Annotated in this window: 11 protein-coding genes; 8 read left to right on the top strand and 3 right to left on the bottom strand. The window is 72.9% G+C overall.

Translation table 11 applies throughout. The features are described from left to right. Positions 1–15 precede the first annotated feature (15 nt). Entirely contained in the window at positions 16–3,300 is a 3,285-nt protein-coding gene (locus ACFQ8C_RS20170; RefSeq protein ID WP_383459203.1) for a LamG-like jellyroll fold domain-containing protein, read from the bottom strand. Between the two features lie 594 nt (positions 3,301–3,894). Between ACFQ8C_RS20170 and ACFQ8C_RS20165 the strand changes: the two genes are divergently transcribed. The 7 genes from ACFQ8C_RS20165 to ACFQ8C_RS20135 all read left to right on the top strand — a co-directional run bounded on the left by ACFQ8C_RS20165 (position 3,895) and on the right by ACFQ8C_RS20135 (position 13,375). Then, on the top strand, positions 3,895–4,980 hold the full coding sequence (locus ACFQ8C_RS20165; protein WP_383459200.1) for an ABC transporter substrate-binding protein: 1,086 nt from the start codon (positions 3,895–3,897) through the stop codon (positions 4,978–4,980). A gap of 431 nt (positions 4,981–5,411) precedes the next feature. After that, positions 5,412–7,196, top strand: a complete 1,785-nt coding sequence (locus ACFQ8C_RS20160; protein ID WP_383459198.1) for a sugar ABC transporter ATP-binding protein — start codon at positions 5,412–5,414, stop codon at positions 7,194–7,196. After that, entirely contained in the window at positions 7,193–8,173 is a 981-nt protein-coding gene (locus ACFQ8C_RS20155; protein WP_383459195.1) for an ABC transporter permease, read from the top strand. Before ACFQ8C_RS20160 ends, ACFQ8C_RS20155 begins: the two co-directional genes overlap by 4 nt. Continuing rightward, positions 8,170–9,222 carry an ABC transporter permease gene (locus ACFQ8C_RS20150; protein ID WP_383459192.1) on the top strand — a complete coding sequence of 351 codons (1,053 nt, stop codon included), beginning with the start codon at positions 8,170–8,172 and terminating at the stop codon, positions 9,220–9,222. The genes ACFQ8C_RS20155 and ACFQ8C_RS20150 overlap by 4 nt, the downstream gene beginning before the upstream one ends. A 128-nt stretch (positions 9,223–9,350) precedes the next feature. Then, positions 9,351–10,406: a LacI family DNA-binding transcriptional regulator gene (locus ACFQ8C_RS20145; protein ID WP_383459189.1), complete on the top strand. Its 1,056-nt coding sequence runs from the start codon at positions 9,351–9,353 to the stop codon at positions 10,404–10,406. A gap of 164 nt (positions 10,407–10,570) precedes the next feature. Continuing rightward, positions 10,571–11,638, top strand: a complete 1,068-nt coding sequence (locus ACFQ8C_RS20140; RefSeq protein ID WP_383459187.1) for an aldose epimerase family protein — start codon at positions 10,571–10,573, stop codon at positions 11,636–11,638. 276 nt (positions 11,639–11,914) lie between these two features. Further along, positions 11,915–13,375 (top strand): catalase, encoded by a 1,461-nt coding sequence (locus tag ACFQ8C_RS20135; RefSeq protein ID WP_383459184.1) that lies wholly within the window; start codon positions 11,915–11,917, stop codon positions 13,373–13,375. A gap of 51 nt (positions 13,376–13,426) precedes the next feature. Here ACFQ8C_RS20135 and ACFQ8C_RS20130 read toward each other — a convergent pair whose 3' ends face one another. Next, positions 13,427–14,914: a long-chain fatty acid--CoA ligase gene (locus ACFQ8C_RS20130; RefSeq protein WP_383459182.1), complete on the bottom strand. Its 1,488-nt coding sequence runs from the start codon at positions 14,912–14,914 to the stop codon at positions 13,427–13,429. A gap of 145 nt (positions 14,915–15,059) precedes the next feature. On the opposite strand from ACFQ8C_RS20130, the gene ACFQ8C_RS20125 reads away from it, so the two are divergent. Further along, positions 15,060–16,259, top strand: coding sequence for a PucR family transcriptional regulator (locus ACFQ8C_RS20125; protein WP_383459179.1), 1,200 nt, complete (start codon positions 15,060–15,062; stop codon positions 16,257–16,259). A 222-nt stretch (positions 16,260–16,481) separates the two neighbouring features. Here ACFQ8C_RS20125 and ACFQ8C_RS20120 read toward each other — a convergent pair whose 3' ends face one another. Next, positions 16,482–16,934, bottom strand: a complete 453-nt coding sequence (locus tag ACFQ8C_RS20120) for a DUF5709 domain-containing protein (RefSeq protein ID WP_383459177.1) — start codon at positions 16,932–16,934, stop codon at positions 16,482–16,484. Between the last annotated feature and the right edge of the window lie 180 nt (positions 16,935–17,114).

The raw sequence follows: 17,114 nt of genomic DNA, 5'->3' as shown, positions 1-17,114 counted from the left end.
GCCCGGGGGTTCGTTCTACGGCTTCTCCGCGGTGTGCAGCGCGGCCACCTCCTCGGTGGTCAGGGCCTTGTCGAAGGCGTGCACCTGGTCGATCGAGCCCTTCCAGAAGTCGACGTTCCCGCCGCCCCACCTGGCTCGGCCCACCGCGAGCGGGCCGGTGCTGACGTCCGCCGGGCCGGCGGCCGCCGTGGCGACCAGGGCGCCGTCCACGTACAGCCGGATCTCGTCCCTCGTGGCGTCACGGACGCCCACCAGGTGGTACCAGCGCCCGAGCTCGGGTGTCATGACGTGGCGGGCGCGGTTGCCGCCCGGGGTGCTGAAGGCGAAGGCGCCCTGGCCGTACTGGAGGTAGAAGGGGTTCTCCTGGCGCCGGCCGTCCTGGCTGACGACGGTGGCGTAGTTGCCCGGCAGGGAGTCCAGGGTCGCCCAGGCCGACACCGAGTAGCCGGTGGTGGTGTCGACGACGGGGCCGTCGGTCTGGGCGAACTGGCCCTGGCCGTCGAACTTCAGCGCGGCGCCCCCGACGCCGGTGGTCCAGCCGGTCCCGCCGGCGAGGGTGAGGGGCCGTGCCTGGGGACCGGAGTCCCGGGCCGTCGTGCCGGTCCCCTCGTCGAGCGACCAGGAGGCACCGCCCTTGAGCGGGCCGCGCTGCCCGGCCGCGGCGCCGGCCGCGACGACCTTGAGGTTGACGGCGCGGACCCGGGCCGCGTCGACCTTGATCTCACGGCGGTCGTACGTGTAGAGGCCGTTGAGCTCGTTCTCCAGGTCGGAGATCTGGGTGTAGATGGATCCTGACAGCTCCGCGCCCGCCGCCTCCAGGTAGAACTTCTCGGTGTTCTCCACGTACCTGCGGGTCAGCGCCTCCTTGTCGGCCACCCCGCTGTAGATCACCGTCGGGGCGCCCGGCCACATGTGGCCGGGGGTGCGCAGGGTGAATCCGCCGTGTTCGCCGTCCATCGCCGCCCGGTGGTCGGGGTAGGCGGGGTCCCTGTTGTCGTAGTCGTGGTGGTCGACGATGTCGCCCTTGCCGGAGTCGCCCTTGGAGTTGCAGCAGTTGACCCCGCTGTGGGCGTTGACGATGCGGGAGGGGTCGGCCGCCTTCACCGACTCGGCGATCCGGCCGGACTCCTCGCGGTCCCACTCGCCCCAGCCCTCGTTGAAGACCGTCCAGCCGATGACGGACGGGGAGTCGTGGTGCTGGCGCATCATCGCGCGGCCCTGGTCCACGAAGGCCTGGCGGCCGGCGGCGTCCCTGAGGTCGCCCGAGACGAAGTCCTGCCAGACGAGCAGCCCCAGCCGGTCCGCGTGGTAGAACCAGCGGTCCGGTTCCACCTTGATGTGCTTGCGCACGGCGTTGAAGCCGAGCTGCTTGTGGGCTTCCAGGTCGAAGGCGAGCGCCTCGTCGCTGGGCGGGGTGTACAGCCCGTCCGGCCAGAAGCCCTGGTCCAGCGTCGCCAGCGAGAAGACCGGCTTCCCGTTGAGCACCAGCTTCCGGAAGCCGCCGACGTCCTCGACCGCGATCTTCCGCATGCCGAAGTAGCCGTCGACGCGGTCGGTCGACCCGCCGTCCTTCAGCCGCACCTCCAGGTCGTAGAGGTACGGGTCGTCCGGGCTCCACAGGTGCTGCTTCGCGACCGGAAGGCGCAGCGTGTCGGCGGCGGGTCCGGAGACCCGGCCGACGACCTTGCCGCGGGCGTCCCGGGCGACGGCCTCCACGCGCGCCCCGGCCGAGGCGCGGGCGGCCTCGACCCGCACGGCCAGGGTGCCGGTGTCGATGTCGGGGGTCGTGACGACGTCGTCGACGGCCACCGGGGCGACGGGCTCCATCCAGACCGTCTGCCAGATGCCCGACGACTGGGTGTAGAAGATGCCGCCCGGGCTGGTGGACTGCTTGCCCGTCGGCTGGTTCGGGCCGCCCGTGTCGGTGACCGCGACGACGATCTCCTGCGGGCCCTTGGCCTTGAGGGCGTCGGTGACGTCGGCGCTGAAGGCGTCGTACCCGCCGGTGTGCCGGGCCACCCGGGTGCCGTTGACCCAGACGGTGGCCTCGTAGTCGACCGCGCCGAAGTTGAGCTTCAGCCGGTTGCCCTTGCCGGCCTTGCCCACCTTCCAGTCCTCGGGCACGTCCACCAGGCGGCGGTAGAACATGTGGTCCTCGTGCCGTTCGATCCCGGAGAGCTGGGACTCCACGGGGAAGGGTACGACGATCCTCTCGTCGAACTCCTTGCCGAAGACCGGCTGTTCGCCGGGGTCGGCGCCCGTGAACTGCCAGGGGCCGTTGAGGTTCTTCCACCGGGCGCGCACCTGCTGCGGGCGCGGGTACTCCGGCAGCGGGTTCTTCCTGTCCAGCGTGTCGCCCCACTCCGTGGTGAGCCGGTGCGTGGAGGAGTTGGCCGCCGAGCGCAGGATGCGGGGGACGGTCTCGTCCCCGTTCTTCAGCCCGCCGGCGCCGTCGTAGTCGATCCGTACCCGCTGGTCCTTCTGGACGGCCTCGGTCAGCTCGACGTCCACGGTACGGGGGTCGTCCTGGGCGACGGTGACGGAGCGGACGGGCAGGGGCGTGGTGTCCGCCTCGACCGTGAGGTGGTCGGCGACCGACGCGAGGCCGGAGACCGGGTGCTCGAACCGCAGGCGCACGTGGCGCCCGTCCGCCGGGACCGTCGGTTCGACCGGGTAGACCTGGAAGTCCGCGGGCGGGGTGAAGGCCGACTCGGGGATCAGCTGCTTGGGCAGGGACGGGGTGGACCAGCGCAGGAACATGTTGGCGCCGCCGACGTCCTGGAACATCTCCAGCCGGAAGTCGTGCTTCTCGCCCGCCGTGAGCCGGACCGGGGCGCTGGTCTGCTCGCGGTCCCAGTCGGGCACCCAGTGGTCGATGACCGGCCGGCCGTCGACGAACAGCCGGAAGCCGTTGTCCCCGATCCCGTGGAAGGTGTAGTCGCCGGTGACCGGTGCCTCGATCCGGCCGGTCCAGCGGGCGGTGGTGTGCTCGGTCCGCCCGGTCAGCGACTGGAAGGTGCCGGTGAGCCCGGAGAAGTCGATCCGGGGGTCGAGGGAGGTGCCGCCCAGCCGGTCGAAGTCCCGGGCGCCGGGGGCCGACATGCTGAAGTACTCGCCCTTCAGCCCGTGCACTTCGACCGCCGCGTCCCGGGCGGACGCGGCGACGGCGGAGGAGAAGGGGGTGCCGTCCGGCGGGGAGGCGGCGGCGGTCGGGGTCAGGGCGCCGACGGGCAGCACCAGGGCGGCGGCGGTCAGCAGTGCCCGCATTCCGGTTCGGGGGCGGGTGTTTCGTCGTGGCATCGAATCATTCCTCTTGGAGAGGGGATCGGAGCTGGACCCGGGGAACGCATGCCGGGGGAAGCGCCCGTGCGAGGAGCGGTCTCCGCCTCGGGCCGGCGGGCGCCCGGCGGTTGCCGGACAGTCGGGTCGGTCGGCAGGCCGGGGCCGACGCCGCACGGCCTGCGCCGGCACCGCCGACGGCGGTGCCACGAGGGGCGAACGACTGTCATTCCAACGTTGGAAAACGGTGTGCAGCGGAATGACAGCACGCGACGCGGAGGCTGTCCAGACCTCGCGCGCCCTCGACTCCGACAGGTCGTCAACTCCACTGCGGTGACGGCGCCTTCGCCATGGGGAGCCATTCCGGAAACGTCGTTCCGGCCCCTTGCAGAGCTCGCCGAGGCGCGGTTATAACGTTGTAAAGCCGGAGTCGCCGACCCGTCGGAAGGCGACTCCGAGCCTGTGTCCGCCCAGCTCATGGGCGTGATCCGGGCTGAACGAGGCTGCGCACCAAGGGTCTGCCGGCCCGTCCCCCGGCAGACCGGCTCCGCTTTCCTGCCCCGAGCGACCGCACGCCACCCGGCGGCGCCGTCCCCCGCCAAGGAGTGTCCCCCCATGCCCCTTCCGCAGAGATCCCGCACGCTCTCCGTCGCCTGTGTCGTCGCCGCCACCGCCGCGCTCGCCCTCTCCGGCTGCGCCAAGTCGGAGACCGCGGACAACGCGGGCGGCGACAGCAGCCAGGGCGCCCAGACCGTCCAGACGCCCACCGCGTCCGCCGGCCCGGGCTGCACCCTCACCACCTACGGCGCGCCGAAGCTCGACCTCAAGGACGCCGTCGTCGGCTTCTCCCAGTCGGAGAAGGAGGCCAACCCGTTCCGCATCGCCGAGACCCGGTCCATCAAGGACGAGGCCGCCAAGGTCGGCGTCAAGAAGCTCCTCACCACCAACGCCCAGTCACAGCTGTCCAAGCAGATCAGCGACATCCAGGACATGCTCGCCCAGGGCGCGCAGTTCCTCATCGTCGCCCCGCTCAACTCCGACGGCCTGGAGCCCGCCTTCCAGGCCGCCGCCGCCAAGAAGGTCCCGGTCCTCACCATCGACCGCAAGGTCAACGCCACGGCCTGCAAGGACTACCTCGCCTTCCTCGGCTCCGACTTCGTCGAGCAGGGCAAGCGCGCGGCCGACGCGATGATCAAGGCCACCGGAGGCAAGGGCAAGGTCGCCATCCTGCTCGGCTCCTCCGGCAACAGCGTCACCACGGACCGCACCCAGGGCTTCGTCGACCAGGTCAAGGCCGCGGCCCCCGGTCTGGAGATCGTCGCCCAGCAGACCGGCGAGTTCGCCCGCGACAAGGGCCAGCAGGTCATGGAGCAACTGATCCAGTCCAAGCCCGACATCACCGCCGTCTACGCCGAGAACGACGAGATGGCGCTCGGTGCCGTCACCGCCCTCAAGGCGGCCGGCAAGACCCCCGGGAAGGACGTCAGGATCGTGTCGATCGACGGCACGCGCAACGCCGTACAGGCCCTCGCCAACGGTGAGTTGAACGCCGTGATCGAGTCCAACCCGCGCTTCGGCCCGCTGGCCTTCGCCACCGCGCAGAAGTTCTACGCCGGCGAAAGCATCCCGGAGGACGTCATCATCGCGGACCGCGCCTACGACCCGGCCAACGCCAAGGAGTCCCTCGGCGGCGCGTACTGACCCCTCGTCCGGCCCGGCGGTGGTCACCCGACTCCGGAGGGAGCCGCGTGACCGCGCCCGGCGGGCGTACCGTGCGGGCGAGCCGGGCGGGTGTCCCAGCCGGGCGAACCGGGCGGGTGTCCCGCGCCGGGCGGGCGGTTCGGACGGCGGGAGGCGTTCGGACGGCCGGAGCACTCGAACAGCCGGAAGCAACCGGACGGCGGAAGACAGGCGGACGGCCGGAGTCACGCGGACGGCGGGAGCCGGCCACGGCTCCGTGCGCCGTACGACGCCCGCGACCGGAGGCTGACGAGCGCCGCCGCCCTCACCGCCCTCACCGTCCGCCCGGCCGCCCGGCCGCCCGGCCCCCCGACCGCGCCTCCCCCCGCCCTCGTACTCCCCCGGGGCCGGGCCCCGTCCTCTCCCCGTTCCCTCTCCGGAAGGCCATGCCCATGGCACCCCCCGAAGCGGCGCCCCCCGAAGCCGCCATGCCCGTGACGAGCGGCGCCGCGCCCTCGGCCGCACCGACGGTGCTCGAGGCCCACGGCGTCGGGAAACGCTTTCCCGGTGTGGTCGCCCTCGACGACGTCTCGTTCGCCCTCCGCGCCGGCGAGACCCACGCGCTCGTCGGCGAGAACGGCGCCGGCAAGTCCACGCTCATCAAGGTGCTCACCGGTGTGCACCGCCCCGACAGCGGCGAACTCCTGCTGTCGGGGCGGCCGGTGCGGTTCTCCCGTCCCTCCGAGGCGCAGACCGCCGGCATCTCCACGATCTACCAGGAGGTGAACCTGGTCCCGCTGATGAGCGTGGCACGGAACATCTTCCTCGGCCGCGAGCCCAGGAACCGGTTCGGGCTCATCGACTTCCGGCGGATGCACGCCGAGGCGGCGGCGCTGCTCGACGGCTTCGGCGTGAGCGTCGACCCCCGCCGTCCCCTGAACACGCTCGGCATCGGCACCCAGCAGATGGTCGCCCTCGCGCGGGCCGTCTCCGTCGAGGCCCGGGTCGTCGTGATGGACGAGCCCACGTCGTCGCTGGAACCGCGCGAGGTCGAGACGCTCTTCCGGATCATCGACGACCTGCGCGGCCGGGGCGTCGCCGTCGTGTACGTGAGCCACCGGATGGACGAGCTGTACCGGATCTGCGACCGGGTCACCGTGCTCCGCGACGGGCGGCACATCCACACCGGCCCGCTCGCCGGACTCGACCGGGTGCGGCTGGTGTCCATGATGCTGGGACGGGAGGTCTCCGAGCTCCGCCGGCACGGCATGACGAGCTTCGGTGCCGAGGGCCACGAGGTCGCCCGCAAGCCCGTTCTCACCGCGACCGGACTGGTCCGCCGTCACCAGCTCGACGACGTGTCGCTGGAGCTCCACCCCGGTGAGGTGCTCGGCCTCGGCGGCCTGCTCGGCTCCGGCCGCAGCGAGACCGCGAAGGCCCTGGCGGGCGCCCTGCCGCTGGACGCGGGCGAGGTCCGCGTCGACGGTGCGCGGCCGGCCCGTTCCTCCTCCGCCGGCGCCATCCGCGCCGGGATCAGCCTGCTGCCCGAGGACCGCAAGGCGGAGGGGATCGTCCCGGGGCTCTCGGTCCGCGAGAACATCGTCCTCGCCGCCCTTCCCCGGCTCTCGCGCGCGGGCGTCGTCTCCCGGGCACGGCAGGACCGCGTCGTCGACGTCTTCATGAAGCGACTGCGGATCAAGGCGTCGAGCCCCGAGCAGAAGGTCGGCGAACTGTCCGGCGGCAACCAGCAGAAGGTCCTCCTGGCCCGCTGGCTCTGCCTCGAACCGAAGGTGCTGCTCCTCGACGAACCGACCCGCGGCATCGACGTCGGGGCGAAGGCCGAGGTGCAGGCCCTCATCGACGAGCTCGCCCAGGAGGGCCTCGCGGTCCTGCTGATCTCCTCCGACATCGAGGAGCTCGTCGAGGGCGCCGACCGGATCGTCGTCCTCAGGAACGGCGCCACCGTGGGGGAACTCGTCGGCGAGCAGGTGTCCGAGGACGCCCTTCTCGCGGCCCTGGCCGACCACCACCCGGCGCCCGTCCAGGACGCGCGGGACACGCGGGACGCCACGGCCCCCACCGGCACGACGACCGGCCCCGCCACGGGCGACCCCGCCACCACCGACCCCGCCGACTCCGCCGACCCCACCGCCACCGACCCCGCCGCAGGCGCCGCGGGCGCCGCCACCAGGGCCGTACCCCCGAACGCCCCGGCCACCGAGGAGGCCCCCCGATGACCACCCAGGCCACCGCGGCGCCCGTCCGCGGCACCGGCGCAGGCACCGGGCGCGGCGCCGCCGCGTGGTTCCAGGAGTACGGCGTCTACGCCGCCGTGGCCGCGCTGCTGCTCTTCAACGCCCTCTTCACCGAGTACTTCCTCACCGCCGACAACCTCCGCACCCAGCTCGTCCAGGTCGCCCCCGTCGTCATCGTGGCGCTCGGCATGGCCCTGGTCATCGGGACCGAGGGCGTCGACCTGTCGGTGGGCTCCGCCATGGCGCTCGCCGCCGCGCTGCTGCCGCTCTACCTCGGCTACGGCCTCGTGCCCGCCCTGCTCGTCGCGCTGCTCGCCGGGGCCGTCGTCGGCCTCGTCAACGGCACCCTGGTGTCGGTGGTGGGGCTGCAGCCCATCGTGGCGACCCTGGCCCTGTTCGTCGGCGGCCGCGGCCTCGCCCTGGTCCTGGCCGACGGGCAGCTCAAGCAGATCGTCAACCCGGACCTGCTGGCCCTGGGCACCGGCAGCGTCCTGGGTGTCCCCCTGGTCGTCCTGATCGCCGGGGTCCTGGCGCTCGCCGTCGCCTTCCTCGTCCACCGCACCACCTTCGGGCGCCAGGTCGTCGCCATCGGCGGCAACCGCAAGGCCGCCGCCCTCGCCGGACTTCCGGTGAAACGGGTGCTCACCGGCGTGTACGTGCTCTGCGGCGTGCTCGCCGCACTCGCCGGCGTCCTCGCCACCGCCCGCCTCACCGCGAGCGACCCGTCCTCCCTCGGCACCCTGATGGAGCTCTCCGCCATCACCGCCGTCGTGGTGGGCGGCACCCCGCTGAGCGGCGGCTCGGTCCGCGTGCTCGGCACCGTGGCGGGCGCCCTCCTCATGCAGCTGCTGCGGGCCACCCTGGTCAAGCACGACCTGCCCGACTCCACCGCCCAGATCGCCCAGGCGGCCATCATCGTCGCCGCCGTCTACGTCGCACGGGAGCGCCGATCCCGATGAACCCCACCCCCTCCCTCACCGCCCCGGGGACCGGCACCGAGGACCCCGCCCCCGTCACCGTGCCGGACGCGGAGCGCCCCTCCGGCGGCCGCACCACGGCGGAAGGCCTCCTCTCCCTGGTCCAGCGGCAGGGCGTCCTCGCCGTGCTGCTCCTCGTCGTGGTCGTCGCGTCCTTCGCCTACCCGTCCTTCGCCACCCTCGACAACGCCCGGGGCGTCCTCGTCCAGGCGTCGTTCCTCGCCGTCGTGGCGCTCGGGATGACCCTGGTGATCATCACGGGCGGCATCGACCTGTCCGTCGGCTCCGTCTTCGCCCTCGGCGGTGTCCTCGCCGCGTGGGCCTCGCAGTGGGGCCTGATCCCGGCCCTGCTGGTACCGCTCCTGGTGTGCGGGGCGATCGGCACGCTGAACGGGCTGCTCATCGCCCGCGCCGGCATGGCGCCCTTCATCGTCACCCTCGCCTCGCTGCTGGGCGCGCGCGGACTGCTGCTCGCCGTGACCGACGAGGGCGCGACGACCTACCTGGTGCCGAAGGACTCGGCCTTCGCCGGGCTGGGCCAGGGCAGCGTCGGGGGCTTCGGCCATCCGGTCTTCATCGCCCTCGCCCTCCTCGGTCTCGGCGGCCTGGTCCTGCAGCGCACGTCCTTCGGCCAGACGCTGTTCGCCGTCGGCGGCAGCGGCGACGCCGCGACCCTCATGGGACTGCCCGTCGCCCGCGCCAAGGTGACGGTCTACCTGCTGAGCGGTCTGCTCGCGGGCTTCGCCGGGGCGCTCAACGCCGCCCGGCTCTCCTCCGGCGTCACCATCATCGGCACCGGCATGGAGCTCGACGCCATCGCCGCCGTCGTCATCGGCGGCACGCTGCTGGCCGGCGGCGCCGGTTCGGTCAGCGGCACGCTCTGGGGCGTCCTGCTCCTCGCCGTCATCCAGAACCTCATCAACCAGATCGGCTCGCTGAACTCCTCCTACCAGTCGGTGGTCAGCGGAGGATTCCTGATCCTCGTCGTGGTGGCACAGAGGTACGTTTCACGCAGCAGAAGGACGCTCTGACACCGGAACCAACCCGACCGGCCCCGGCAACCGGGGCCGGGGCGCGCCCGTCCCGACAGGGGGACAGGACCGCGCCGGCCCCCGGTCCACCGGCGGCCGACCGACCAGAGCCGAACCAGAGGAGTTCCGTGGGCGTCAGCCTCAAGGACGTCGCGCAGCGGGCCGGCGTGTCGATCAAGACCGTGTCCAACGTGGTCAACAACTATCCGCACGTCACACCCCAGATGCGCGCCAAGGTACAGCGGGCCATCGACGAGCTCGGCTACCGGCCGAACCTCACCGCCCGTCATCTGCGCAAGGGCCGCACCGGCATCATCGCCTTCGCCGTCCCCGAGCTCGGCAACCCCTACTTCGCCGAGCTCGCCGGAGCCGTCATCGACGCCGCCGCCCAGCACGACTACACGGTGCTCGTCGACCACACCGCGGGGCTGCGGGAGCGCGAGCTGCTGGTGTGCCAGGAGTTCCGCTCGCACGTGATCGACGGGCTGATCCTCAGCCCCATCCACCTGGAGAACGACGACCTGCTCGCCCGGCAGGAGACCTCGCCGCTCGTCCTGCTGGGCGAGCGCGAGTACGAGGCACCGTACGACCAGATCGCCATCGACAACGTGGCCGCCGCCCGCAGCGCGGTGCGCCACCTCCTCGGCCTCGGCCGCCGGCGCATCGCCTTCCTCGGCTCCCGCACCGACCGGGAGCGCCGGCCCGCCCACCTCCGTCTGCGGGGCTGGCGCGAGGAGCTCGCCGCGGCCGGGCTGACGCCCGACGAGGCCCTGGTCGTCGCCACCGACGGCTACGGCCGCGGCGACGGCGCCGCCGCCATGACGGCCCTCCTCGACCGGGGAACCGTCCCCGACGCGGTCTTCGCCTACAACGACCTCATCGCCCTCGGTGCCCTGCGCACCCTCACCGAACGCGGTCTGCGGGTTCCCGAGGACATCGCCGTCGTCGGCTTCGACGACATCGAGGAGAGCCGCTACGGGGCGGTCAGCCTGACCACGGTGGCCCCGGACAAGCGGGCCATCGCCCGGCACGCCGTCGACCGGCTGGTGGAACGCCTCGCCGGCGGCCCCGTGTCCGAACCGCTGCGCATCAGACCCGGCTACCGGCTGGTCGTGCGCGAGTCCACGGGAGGCCCGGACGCGGCGGTGCCGCCGGAGCGGCGGACGTCGGCGGACGGAGCCTGACCCGCGCCGCGACGCGACGCCTCCCCCACACCGCTCCTCCCCCGCTTCACCGTTTCCGCCCTCCGCCCTCCGCCTTCCGCCTTCCGCCCTCCGCCGCCCTCTCCGCGAACGCCCGAACCGCCCCCCTCCCCTTCCGTCGCCCCCACACGTGACGAGGACAGCCGATGCCCCGACCCACCGTCCGCAGCCGCCCGTTCGGCACCACCCCCCGCGGGGAGGAGGCCGAGCTGTGGCGCCTCGAATCACCCTCCGGCGCCTACGCGGAGATCCTCACGTACGGCGGCATCCTGCACGCCCTCGGCGTCCCCGACCCCGCCGGCCGCACCGGGAACGTGGTCCTGTCGCTGCCCTCGCTCGACCGGTACGCCGAGAAGAGCCCGTACCTCGGTGCGCTGGTCGGCCGCTACGCCAACCGCATCGCGCACGGCCGCTTCACCCTCGACGGAACCCGCCACGCGATACCCGTCAACGACCGGGGCCACGCCCTGCACGGCGGCCCCGGGGGCTTCGACACCCGGGTGTGGGAGGCGACGGCGGACGCCGACGCCGACACGGCGACGCTCCGGCTGCGCCTGCGCAGCCCCGACGGCGACATGGGCTTCCCCGGCACGCTCGACGTCACCGCCACCTACTCCCTGGACGCCCACGGCACCCTGGCCCTCGACTGCACGGCCACCACGGACCGCCCGACCGTCGTGAGCCTCAGCAACCACGCGTACTTCAACCTGGCGGCGGACGGCGGGGACGTCCTGGACCACACGCTCCGGGTCGACGGCGGCGGATACCTGCCCGTCGGCCCGACCGGCATCCCGCTGGGCCCGGTCGTGCCCGTGGCGGGCACCCCCTTCGACCTCACCGCGCCGCGCCGCCTCCGGGACGGGGTGCTGGCGGACGACGCGCAGGTCCGCGAGGCCGGCGGCTACGACCACTGCTGGGTCCTGGCCGGACGCGAGTCCGACGCCCCCCGCCGCGCGGCCCGCCTGGCCTCTCCCGACGGGGGCCGGGTGATGGAGGTGTGGACGACCGCCCCGGGTCTGCAGGTCTACACCGCCAACCAGCTCGACGGGACCCTCACCGACCCGGCCGGCCGACCCCTCCGCCGCCACGGCGGGGTGTGCCTGGAGACCCAGCACCTCCCCGACGCGCCCAACCGTCCCGAGTACCCCAGCCCGGTGCTCCGACCCGGCACACCGGCCCGCCGCCGCACGGAGTTCCGCTTCCCCGAGGGGTGAGCCGAAGGGCGAGCCGAGGGGCCGTCCGGCGGGAGGCACGCCCGTCCCCGTCCCCGTCCCCGCCCTCGACTTCGCCTTCGCCTTCGAGATCCACGCCCGCGCCCACCGGCCCCTCGGGGTCACGCGGGCACGGCCCCACCGCCGCGTCACGTCCCGTGCCCCCCGTTCGCCTCATCCCTCGGACAGCGGCTATCTCCGAGGGAGAGAAGGTGATCTATCGCCACGAAAGGGTAGAAGGGGACAGGAGATGGTCATGCGCAACGAAAGGGCAGAGTGATGACGGAGAGTCGACCCTCCACGACGACCGACTCCGGCGCCCCGGTGGAGAGCGACGAACACTCGCTCACCGTGGGCCCCGGCGGGCCGATCCTGCTCCAGGACGCCTATCTGATCGAGCAGATGGCGCAGTTCAACCGGGAGCGGATCCCCGAACGCCAGCCGCACGCCAAGGGCAGCGGCGCGTTCGGCCGCTTCGAGGTCACCCATGACGTCAGCCGGTACACCAAGGCCGCGCTGTTCCAGCCGGGGACCCGCACCGATCTGGTCGCCCGCTTCTCCACCGTGGCCGGCGAGCGCGGCAGCCCGGACACCTGGCGCGACCCGCGCGGTTTCGCGGTGAAGTTCTACACCAGCGAAGGCAACTACGACATGGTCGGCAACAACACGCCGGTCTTCTTCGTCAAGGATCCGATGAAGTTCCAGCACTTCATCCGGTCCCAGAAGCGCCGGGCCGACAACAACCTGCGCGACCACGACATGCAGTGGGACTTCTGGACCCTCTCGCCCGAGTCCGCGCACCAGGTCACCTGGCTGATGGGCGACCGGGGCATCCCGCGCACCTGGCGCCACATGAACGGCTACACCTCCCACACCTACATGTGGATCAACGCCTCCGGCGAGCGCTTCTGGGTGAAGTACCACTTCAAGACCGACCAGGGCATCGAGTTCTTCCCCCAGGACGAGGCCGACCGCATGGCGGGCGCCGACTCGGACTTCCACATGCGGGACCTCTTCGAGCACATCAGCGACGGGGACTTCCCGTCCTGGACGCTGCACGTCCAGGTCATGCCGTACGAGGAGGCGGCGACGTACCGGTTCAACCCGTTCGACCTCACGAAGGTGTGGCCGCACGGCGACTACCCGCTCGTTCCCGTGGGACGGATGACCCTGGACCGCAACCCCACCGACAACCACGCCGAGATCGAGCAGGCCGCCTTCCAGCCGAACAACTTCGTCCCCGGCATCGGGCCCAGCCCGGACCGCATGCTGCTGGGGCGGCTCTTCTCGTACGCGGACGCCCACCGGGCCCGCATCGGCACCAACTACCAGCAACTGCCGGTGAACGCCCCCGTCGTCGACGTCCACACGTACTCCAAGGACGGCGCGATGGCCTACCGCAGGACGTCCGATCCCGTCTACGCGCCGAACTCCAAGGGCGGGCCCGCCGCCGACACCGAGCGGTACGGCAGTCTGCCGGGATGGAGCGCCGACGGCGAGATCACCAGGACGGCGTACGTGTCCCACCCGGAGGACGACGACTGGGGGCAGCCCGGCACGCTCGTGCGCGACGTCCTGGACGACGCGGCGCGCGACCGCCTCGTGGACAACGTGGTCGGCCACCTCCTCGACGGGGTGAGCGATCCCGTCCTGGAGCGCGCCTACGCGTACTGGAGCAACATCGACCCGGGCGTCGGCCGGCGCATCGCCGAGGGCGTCCGGGCGAAGAAGGGCTCGTAGGACCACCGCCGCCGCCCTTCGCCGGGCGGCGGCTTCGGCCCCGTACGGCCGCTACGCCGTCGGCCGGGTGATCTCCCGCTTGAGGATCTTGCCGCTCGGCCCCAGCGGGAGCTGGTCCACGAGCCACACGTGACGGGGGTACTTGTAGGCCGCCACCCGCTCCTTGACGTACTCCCGCAGCTCGTCGGGGGTGGCCTGCGCGGAGGGGCGGAGGACGACCGCCGCCGCCACCTCCTCGCCCAGCTCGGCGTGCGGGACGCCCACCACGGCGGCCAGGGCGACGGCCGGGTGCTCGTGGAGGACCTCCTCGATCTCGCGCGGGTAGACGTTGTAGCCGCCGCGGATGATCATGTCCTTCTTGCGGTCGACGACGAAGAGGTAGCCGTCCTCGTCCGCACGGGCCAGGTCCCCGGTGCGCAGCCAGCCGTCCGGGATGGCGGCCGCCGTCTCCTCGGGACGGTTCCAGTAGCCCTTCATCACGTTGGGTCCGCGGACGGCCAGCTCGCCGATCCCGCCGGGGGCCACGTCCTGTCCCTTGTCGTCCAGCAGTCGCACCTCCACGTCCTGGATGGGGGTGCCGATGGAGCCGGCCTTGCGGGGCCGGTCGGGGTGGTTGAAGGTGACGACCGGGCTGGTCTCGGACATGCCGAAGCCCTCCAGGACCGTACAGCCGAAGCGCCGCTCGAAGCCGTGGAGGACCTCGACGGGCAGGGAGGCGCCGCCGGAGATGCACATCCGCAGGGTCGAGACGTCCGCCTCCGAAGGGTGCTGGAGCAGTGCCGCGTACATCGTCGGCACGCCTTCGAAGACGGTGGCCCGCTCGCGGGCGATGGCGTCCAGGACGGTTCCCGGTGCGAACCGGGGGATCATGACGAGGGAGGCGCCGCTGCGGACGGTCACGCTCATGGTGCAGATCTGCCCGAAGATGTGGAACAGGGGAAGGCAGCCGACCACCACGTCGTCCGGCGTCATCCGCTGGATCCGGATGCCGTTGACCTCGGTGTTGTGCCGGAGGCCGGCGTGGGTGAGGACGGCGCCCTTGGGGCGGCCGGTGGTTCCGGAGGTGTACAGCAGGACGGCCATGTCCTCGCCGTCCACCTCGGCGACCTCGGGGAGGGGCTCGTGTCCGGCCAGCTCGGCGGCGAACCGCTCGGGTTCGACGGCCGTGTGCCGCACCCCCGCGGCCGCCGCTCCCTGCGCGCCCTCGCCCGGTGCCTGGTGCCACTCGAAGAGCCGCACGGCGCCGGAGTCGGCGAGGTGGAACTCGGTCTCCCTGGTCTTCAGGAGGGGGTTCATCGGGACGACGACCGCACCGGCCCGCAGGACTCCGTAGTACAGGACGACGAACTCGGGGACGTTGGGCAGCATCAGGGCGACCCGGTCGCCCGGCTCGACGCCCTCGGACCTGAGCAGGGTGGCGGCACGGGCGCTGTACTCGTCCAGCTCCGCGTAGCTGATGACCCGCTCCCCCAGACGCAGAGCGGGGTGCTCGGGCTGCCGCCCTGCCGTCTCCACGAGGAACCCTGCCAGATTGGCCATGACCCGCCTCCGTTACACGGAACCGCCGAATGTTTACATCGCAGACATCTTGCAGCCGCTCGGGGCCGCGCCCTATGGACGCCAGGACAGCGCTCGGGTCTCCCGATTGTCCTGGCGGACAAAACCAGGTGGTTATGCTGCGGCCATGAACCTATCGGGTGTGGCGGTGGCGCTTCATGCGAGGCTCTTCGAGCTGGCCGGGAAAATGGCACTGCGCATCCGCTCGGAGGTCGACGCGTACCGGGACGAGGCGCTGATCCCCCTGGACTCGCTGCGCGTCTCCTGCGCCGCCAACGCCGACCTCGTACTGACGCAGCTCCACCGCGACGGCACTCCCGAGGCGGGGGCCGCGCGCGAGACGGGGCGGGCCCGGGCAGAGCAGGGCGTTCCGCTGGCCGACACGCTGCGGGCCTACCGCATCGGTTCGGAGCTGCTGTGGACCGAGATCCTCGCGGAGGCACGCACCCGTCCGGAGGTATCGGACGATCTGCTGGTGTCGGAGTCCGCGAGGTTCTGGGCGCTGTTCGGGTTGTACGCGGAGGCGGTGGCGGTCACCTACCGGGAGACGTCCGCCGAGCTGACCGCGCGGGGGCAGGCCAGGCGTTCCGCCCTGGTGGAGGCGCTGTTCACCGGCATCATCGCCGACGGCACGCTGTGGGAGGCCGCGCGTGAACTGGGCCTGCCGGAGCAGGGGCCGTACGCGGTCGCCGTCGCGCAGGCCGGCGCTCCGGGCGAGGAACCGCTCGCGGGCGTGGAGTCGGCCCTGCGGAGGGCGGAGCTCCCCTCCGCCTGGCGGCTGCTGCCGGACCAGCAGCTCGCCCTGATCGCGCTGCCCACCGGCGCCTCGGAGGCCACCTGCCTCCGTCTCCTGCGGCGCGCTCGCGCCCGGGTGGGGTTCAGCCCCTGCTTCGACTCGCTGCGCGGCGCTCCGCAGGCCGTGCGGTTCGCCCGCCTGGCCCTGTCCGGGCTGCCGGGCGCCGGACCCGGCGTGGCGCGGTTCGACGACAACCCCCTGGCCATGGTCGTCGCCGCGGCGCCCGCCGAGGCCGCCCACCTGGTGGAGGTGACCCTGGGGCCGGTGCTCGACCTGCCGGCGGCGGAGCGGTCCCGGCTCCTGCAGACCCTGGAGCAGTGGTTCGCTTCCGGGGGTTCGGCCGGCGCCACGGCGCAGAGCCTGTTCGTCCATCCCAACACGGTGCGTTACCGGCTCCGGCGCGTCGAGGAACTGACCGGCCGTCCGCTCTCCGATCCCCGGGCGACGGCGGACATCGGCGCCGCGCTCCTGGCCGTGCGCGGCCCCAGGGGGTCCGGCGGCCGTCCGGCGGCCGAGACCGCCGGCCGCTGAGCCGGTTCCCCGGAACACTCCGAAGCCCGGGCACCCACCGTCGTGCGCGTCATGGCGCGGTACCGCTACGCCGGTCGGCCTGGGCCGTGTTCGCCCTGGGCGCGGTACCGCGGGGACACCGGTGCCCCGGGAGGCGGTGCGCGTCCCTCCGCGGGAGACGATCGCGACGAGCGGGGCCGCCCTGACTGAAGGACGCCTGGCCGAGGGGGCGTTCGCCCGGGTTCACTCCTCCTCGACGATGTGCATCGCGGCTTCCTCCGCGGAGGCCGCGCCGCCGTCGATGCCGAGGTCGCGGGCGTTCGGTTCCGAGGTGACGGGGCCGGTGCCCTCGTCCTCGGACACCAGACGGCCGGCCCGCCTGCCGCCGACCTGGTCGTCGAGGAGTTCGCCGTCGGTGTCCGTCGCGTCGCCGAGCCCGTCGCCGTCGGGGACGGCGAGGTCGGGCTCCTCCTCCGCGAGCCGCTCGCCGAGGGACTCGCCACGCGCCCTCTCGGCCGCGGTGACCCCCACGTGCTCGACGCCCAGAGGCCGCTCGGGCGGCGAGTACCCCTCGTCGAGCGGGTCTCCCGAGGACCCGTCGAGGGTGTCCTCGTAGTCCAGGACGCCCGCGTCGTCCTGGACCTCGCTTCCGTCCGGCTGGTAGACGTCATCGCCCCATGCTTCGCGCTCGGTCATGTGGGACTCCCCTCCTCCCGGGGCAGGGCCGTCGTCTCGGCCCACGTCCAGGTTCGGCTCTCCCCCGGCCCGGTGGTCACGGCGGAGGACCACCGGTCGGTGGACACGCGAGGTGTGGGCCCGGCGGACAGGACGGGGAACGGTTCCTTCGGGCACCGCGCCGGCGTCAGCCGCCCCTCG

This window comes from Streptomyces sp. NPDC056503 (assembly GCF_042794995.1).
In the GTDB taxonomy this organism is placed as follows: domain Bacteria; phylum Actinomycetota; class Actinomycetes; order Streptomycetales; family Streptomycetaceae; genus Streptomyces.
Note: the sequence above shows the minus strand (reverse complement) of the source record. Positions and strands in the feature narration are given on the sequence as shown.

Excerpts from the sequence above, each read along its gene's own strand:
- ACFQ8C_RS20170 (WP_383459203.1), bottom strand. The coding sequence starts at position 3,300 with ATGCCACGACGAAACACCCGCCCCCGAACCGGAATGCGGGCACTGCTG.
- ACFQ8C_RS20165 (WP_383459200.1), top strand. The coding sequence starts at position 3,895 with ATGCCCCTTCCGCAGAGATCCCGCACGCTCTCCGTCGCCTGTGTCGTC.
- ACFQ8C_RS20160 (WP_383459198.1), top strand. The coding sequence starts at position 5,412 with ATGGCACCCCCCGAAGCGGCGCCCCCCGAAGCCGCCATGCCCGTGACG.
- ACFQ8C_RS20155 (WP_383459195.1), top strand. The coding sequence starts at position 7,193 with ATGACCACCCAGGCCACCGCGGCGCCCGTCCGCGGCACCGGCGCAGGC.
- ACFQ8C_RS20150 (WP_383459192.1), top strand. The coding sequence starts at position 8,170 with ATGAACCCCACCCCCTCCCTCACCGCCCCGGGGACCGGCACCGAGGAC.
- ACFQ8C_RS20140 (WP_383459187.1), top strand. The coding sequence starts at position 10,571 with ATGCCCCGACCCACCGTCCGCAGCCGCCCGTTCGGCACCACCCCCCGC.
- ACFQ8C_RS20135 (WP_383459184.1), top strand. The coding sequence starts at position 11,915 with ATGACGGAGAGTCGACCCTCCACGACGACCGACTCCGGCGCCCCGGTG.
- ACFQ8C_RS20130 (WP_383459182.1), bottom strand. The coding sequence starts at position 14,914 with ATGGCCAATCTGGCAGGGTTCCTCGTGGAGACGGCAGGGCGGCAGCCC.
- ACFQ8C_RS20125 (WP_383459179.1), top strand. The coding sequence starts at position 15,060 with ATGAACCTATCGGGTGTGGCGGTGGCGCTTCATGCGAGGCTCTTCGAG.
- ACFQ8C_RS20120 (WP_383459177.1), bottom strand. The coding sequence starts at position 16,934 with ATGACCGAGCGCGAAGCATGGGGCGATGACGTCTACCAGCCGGACGGA.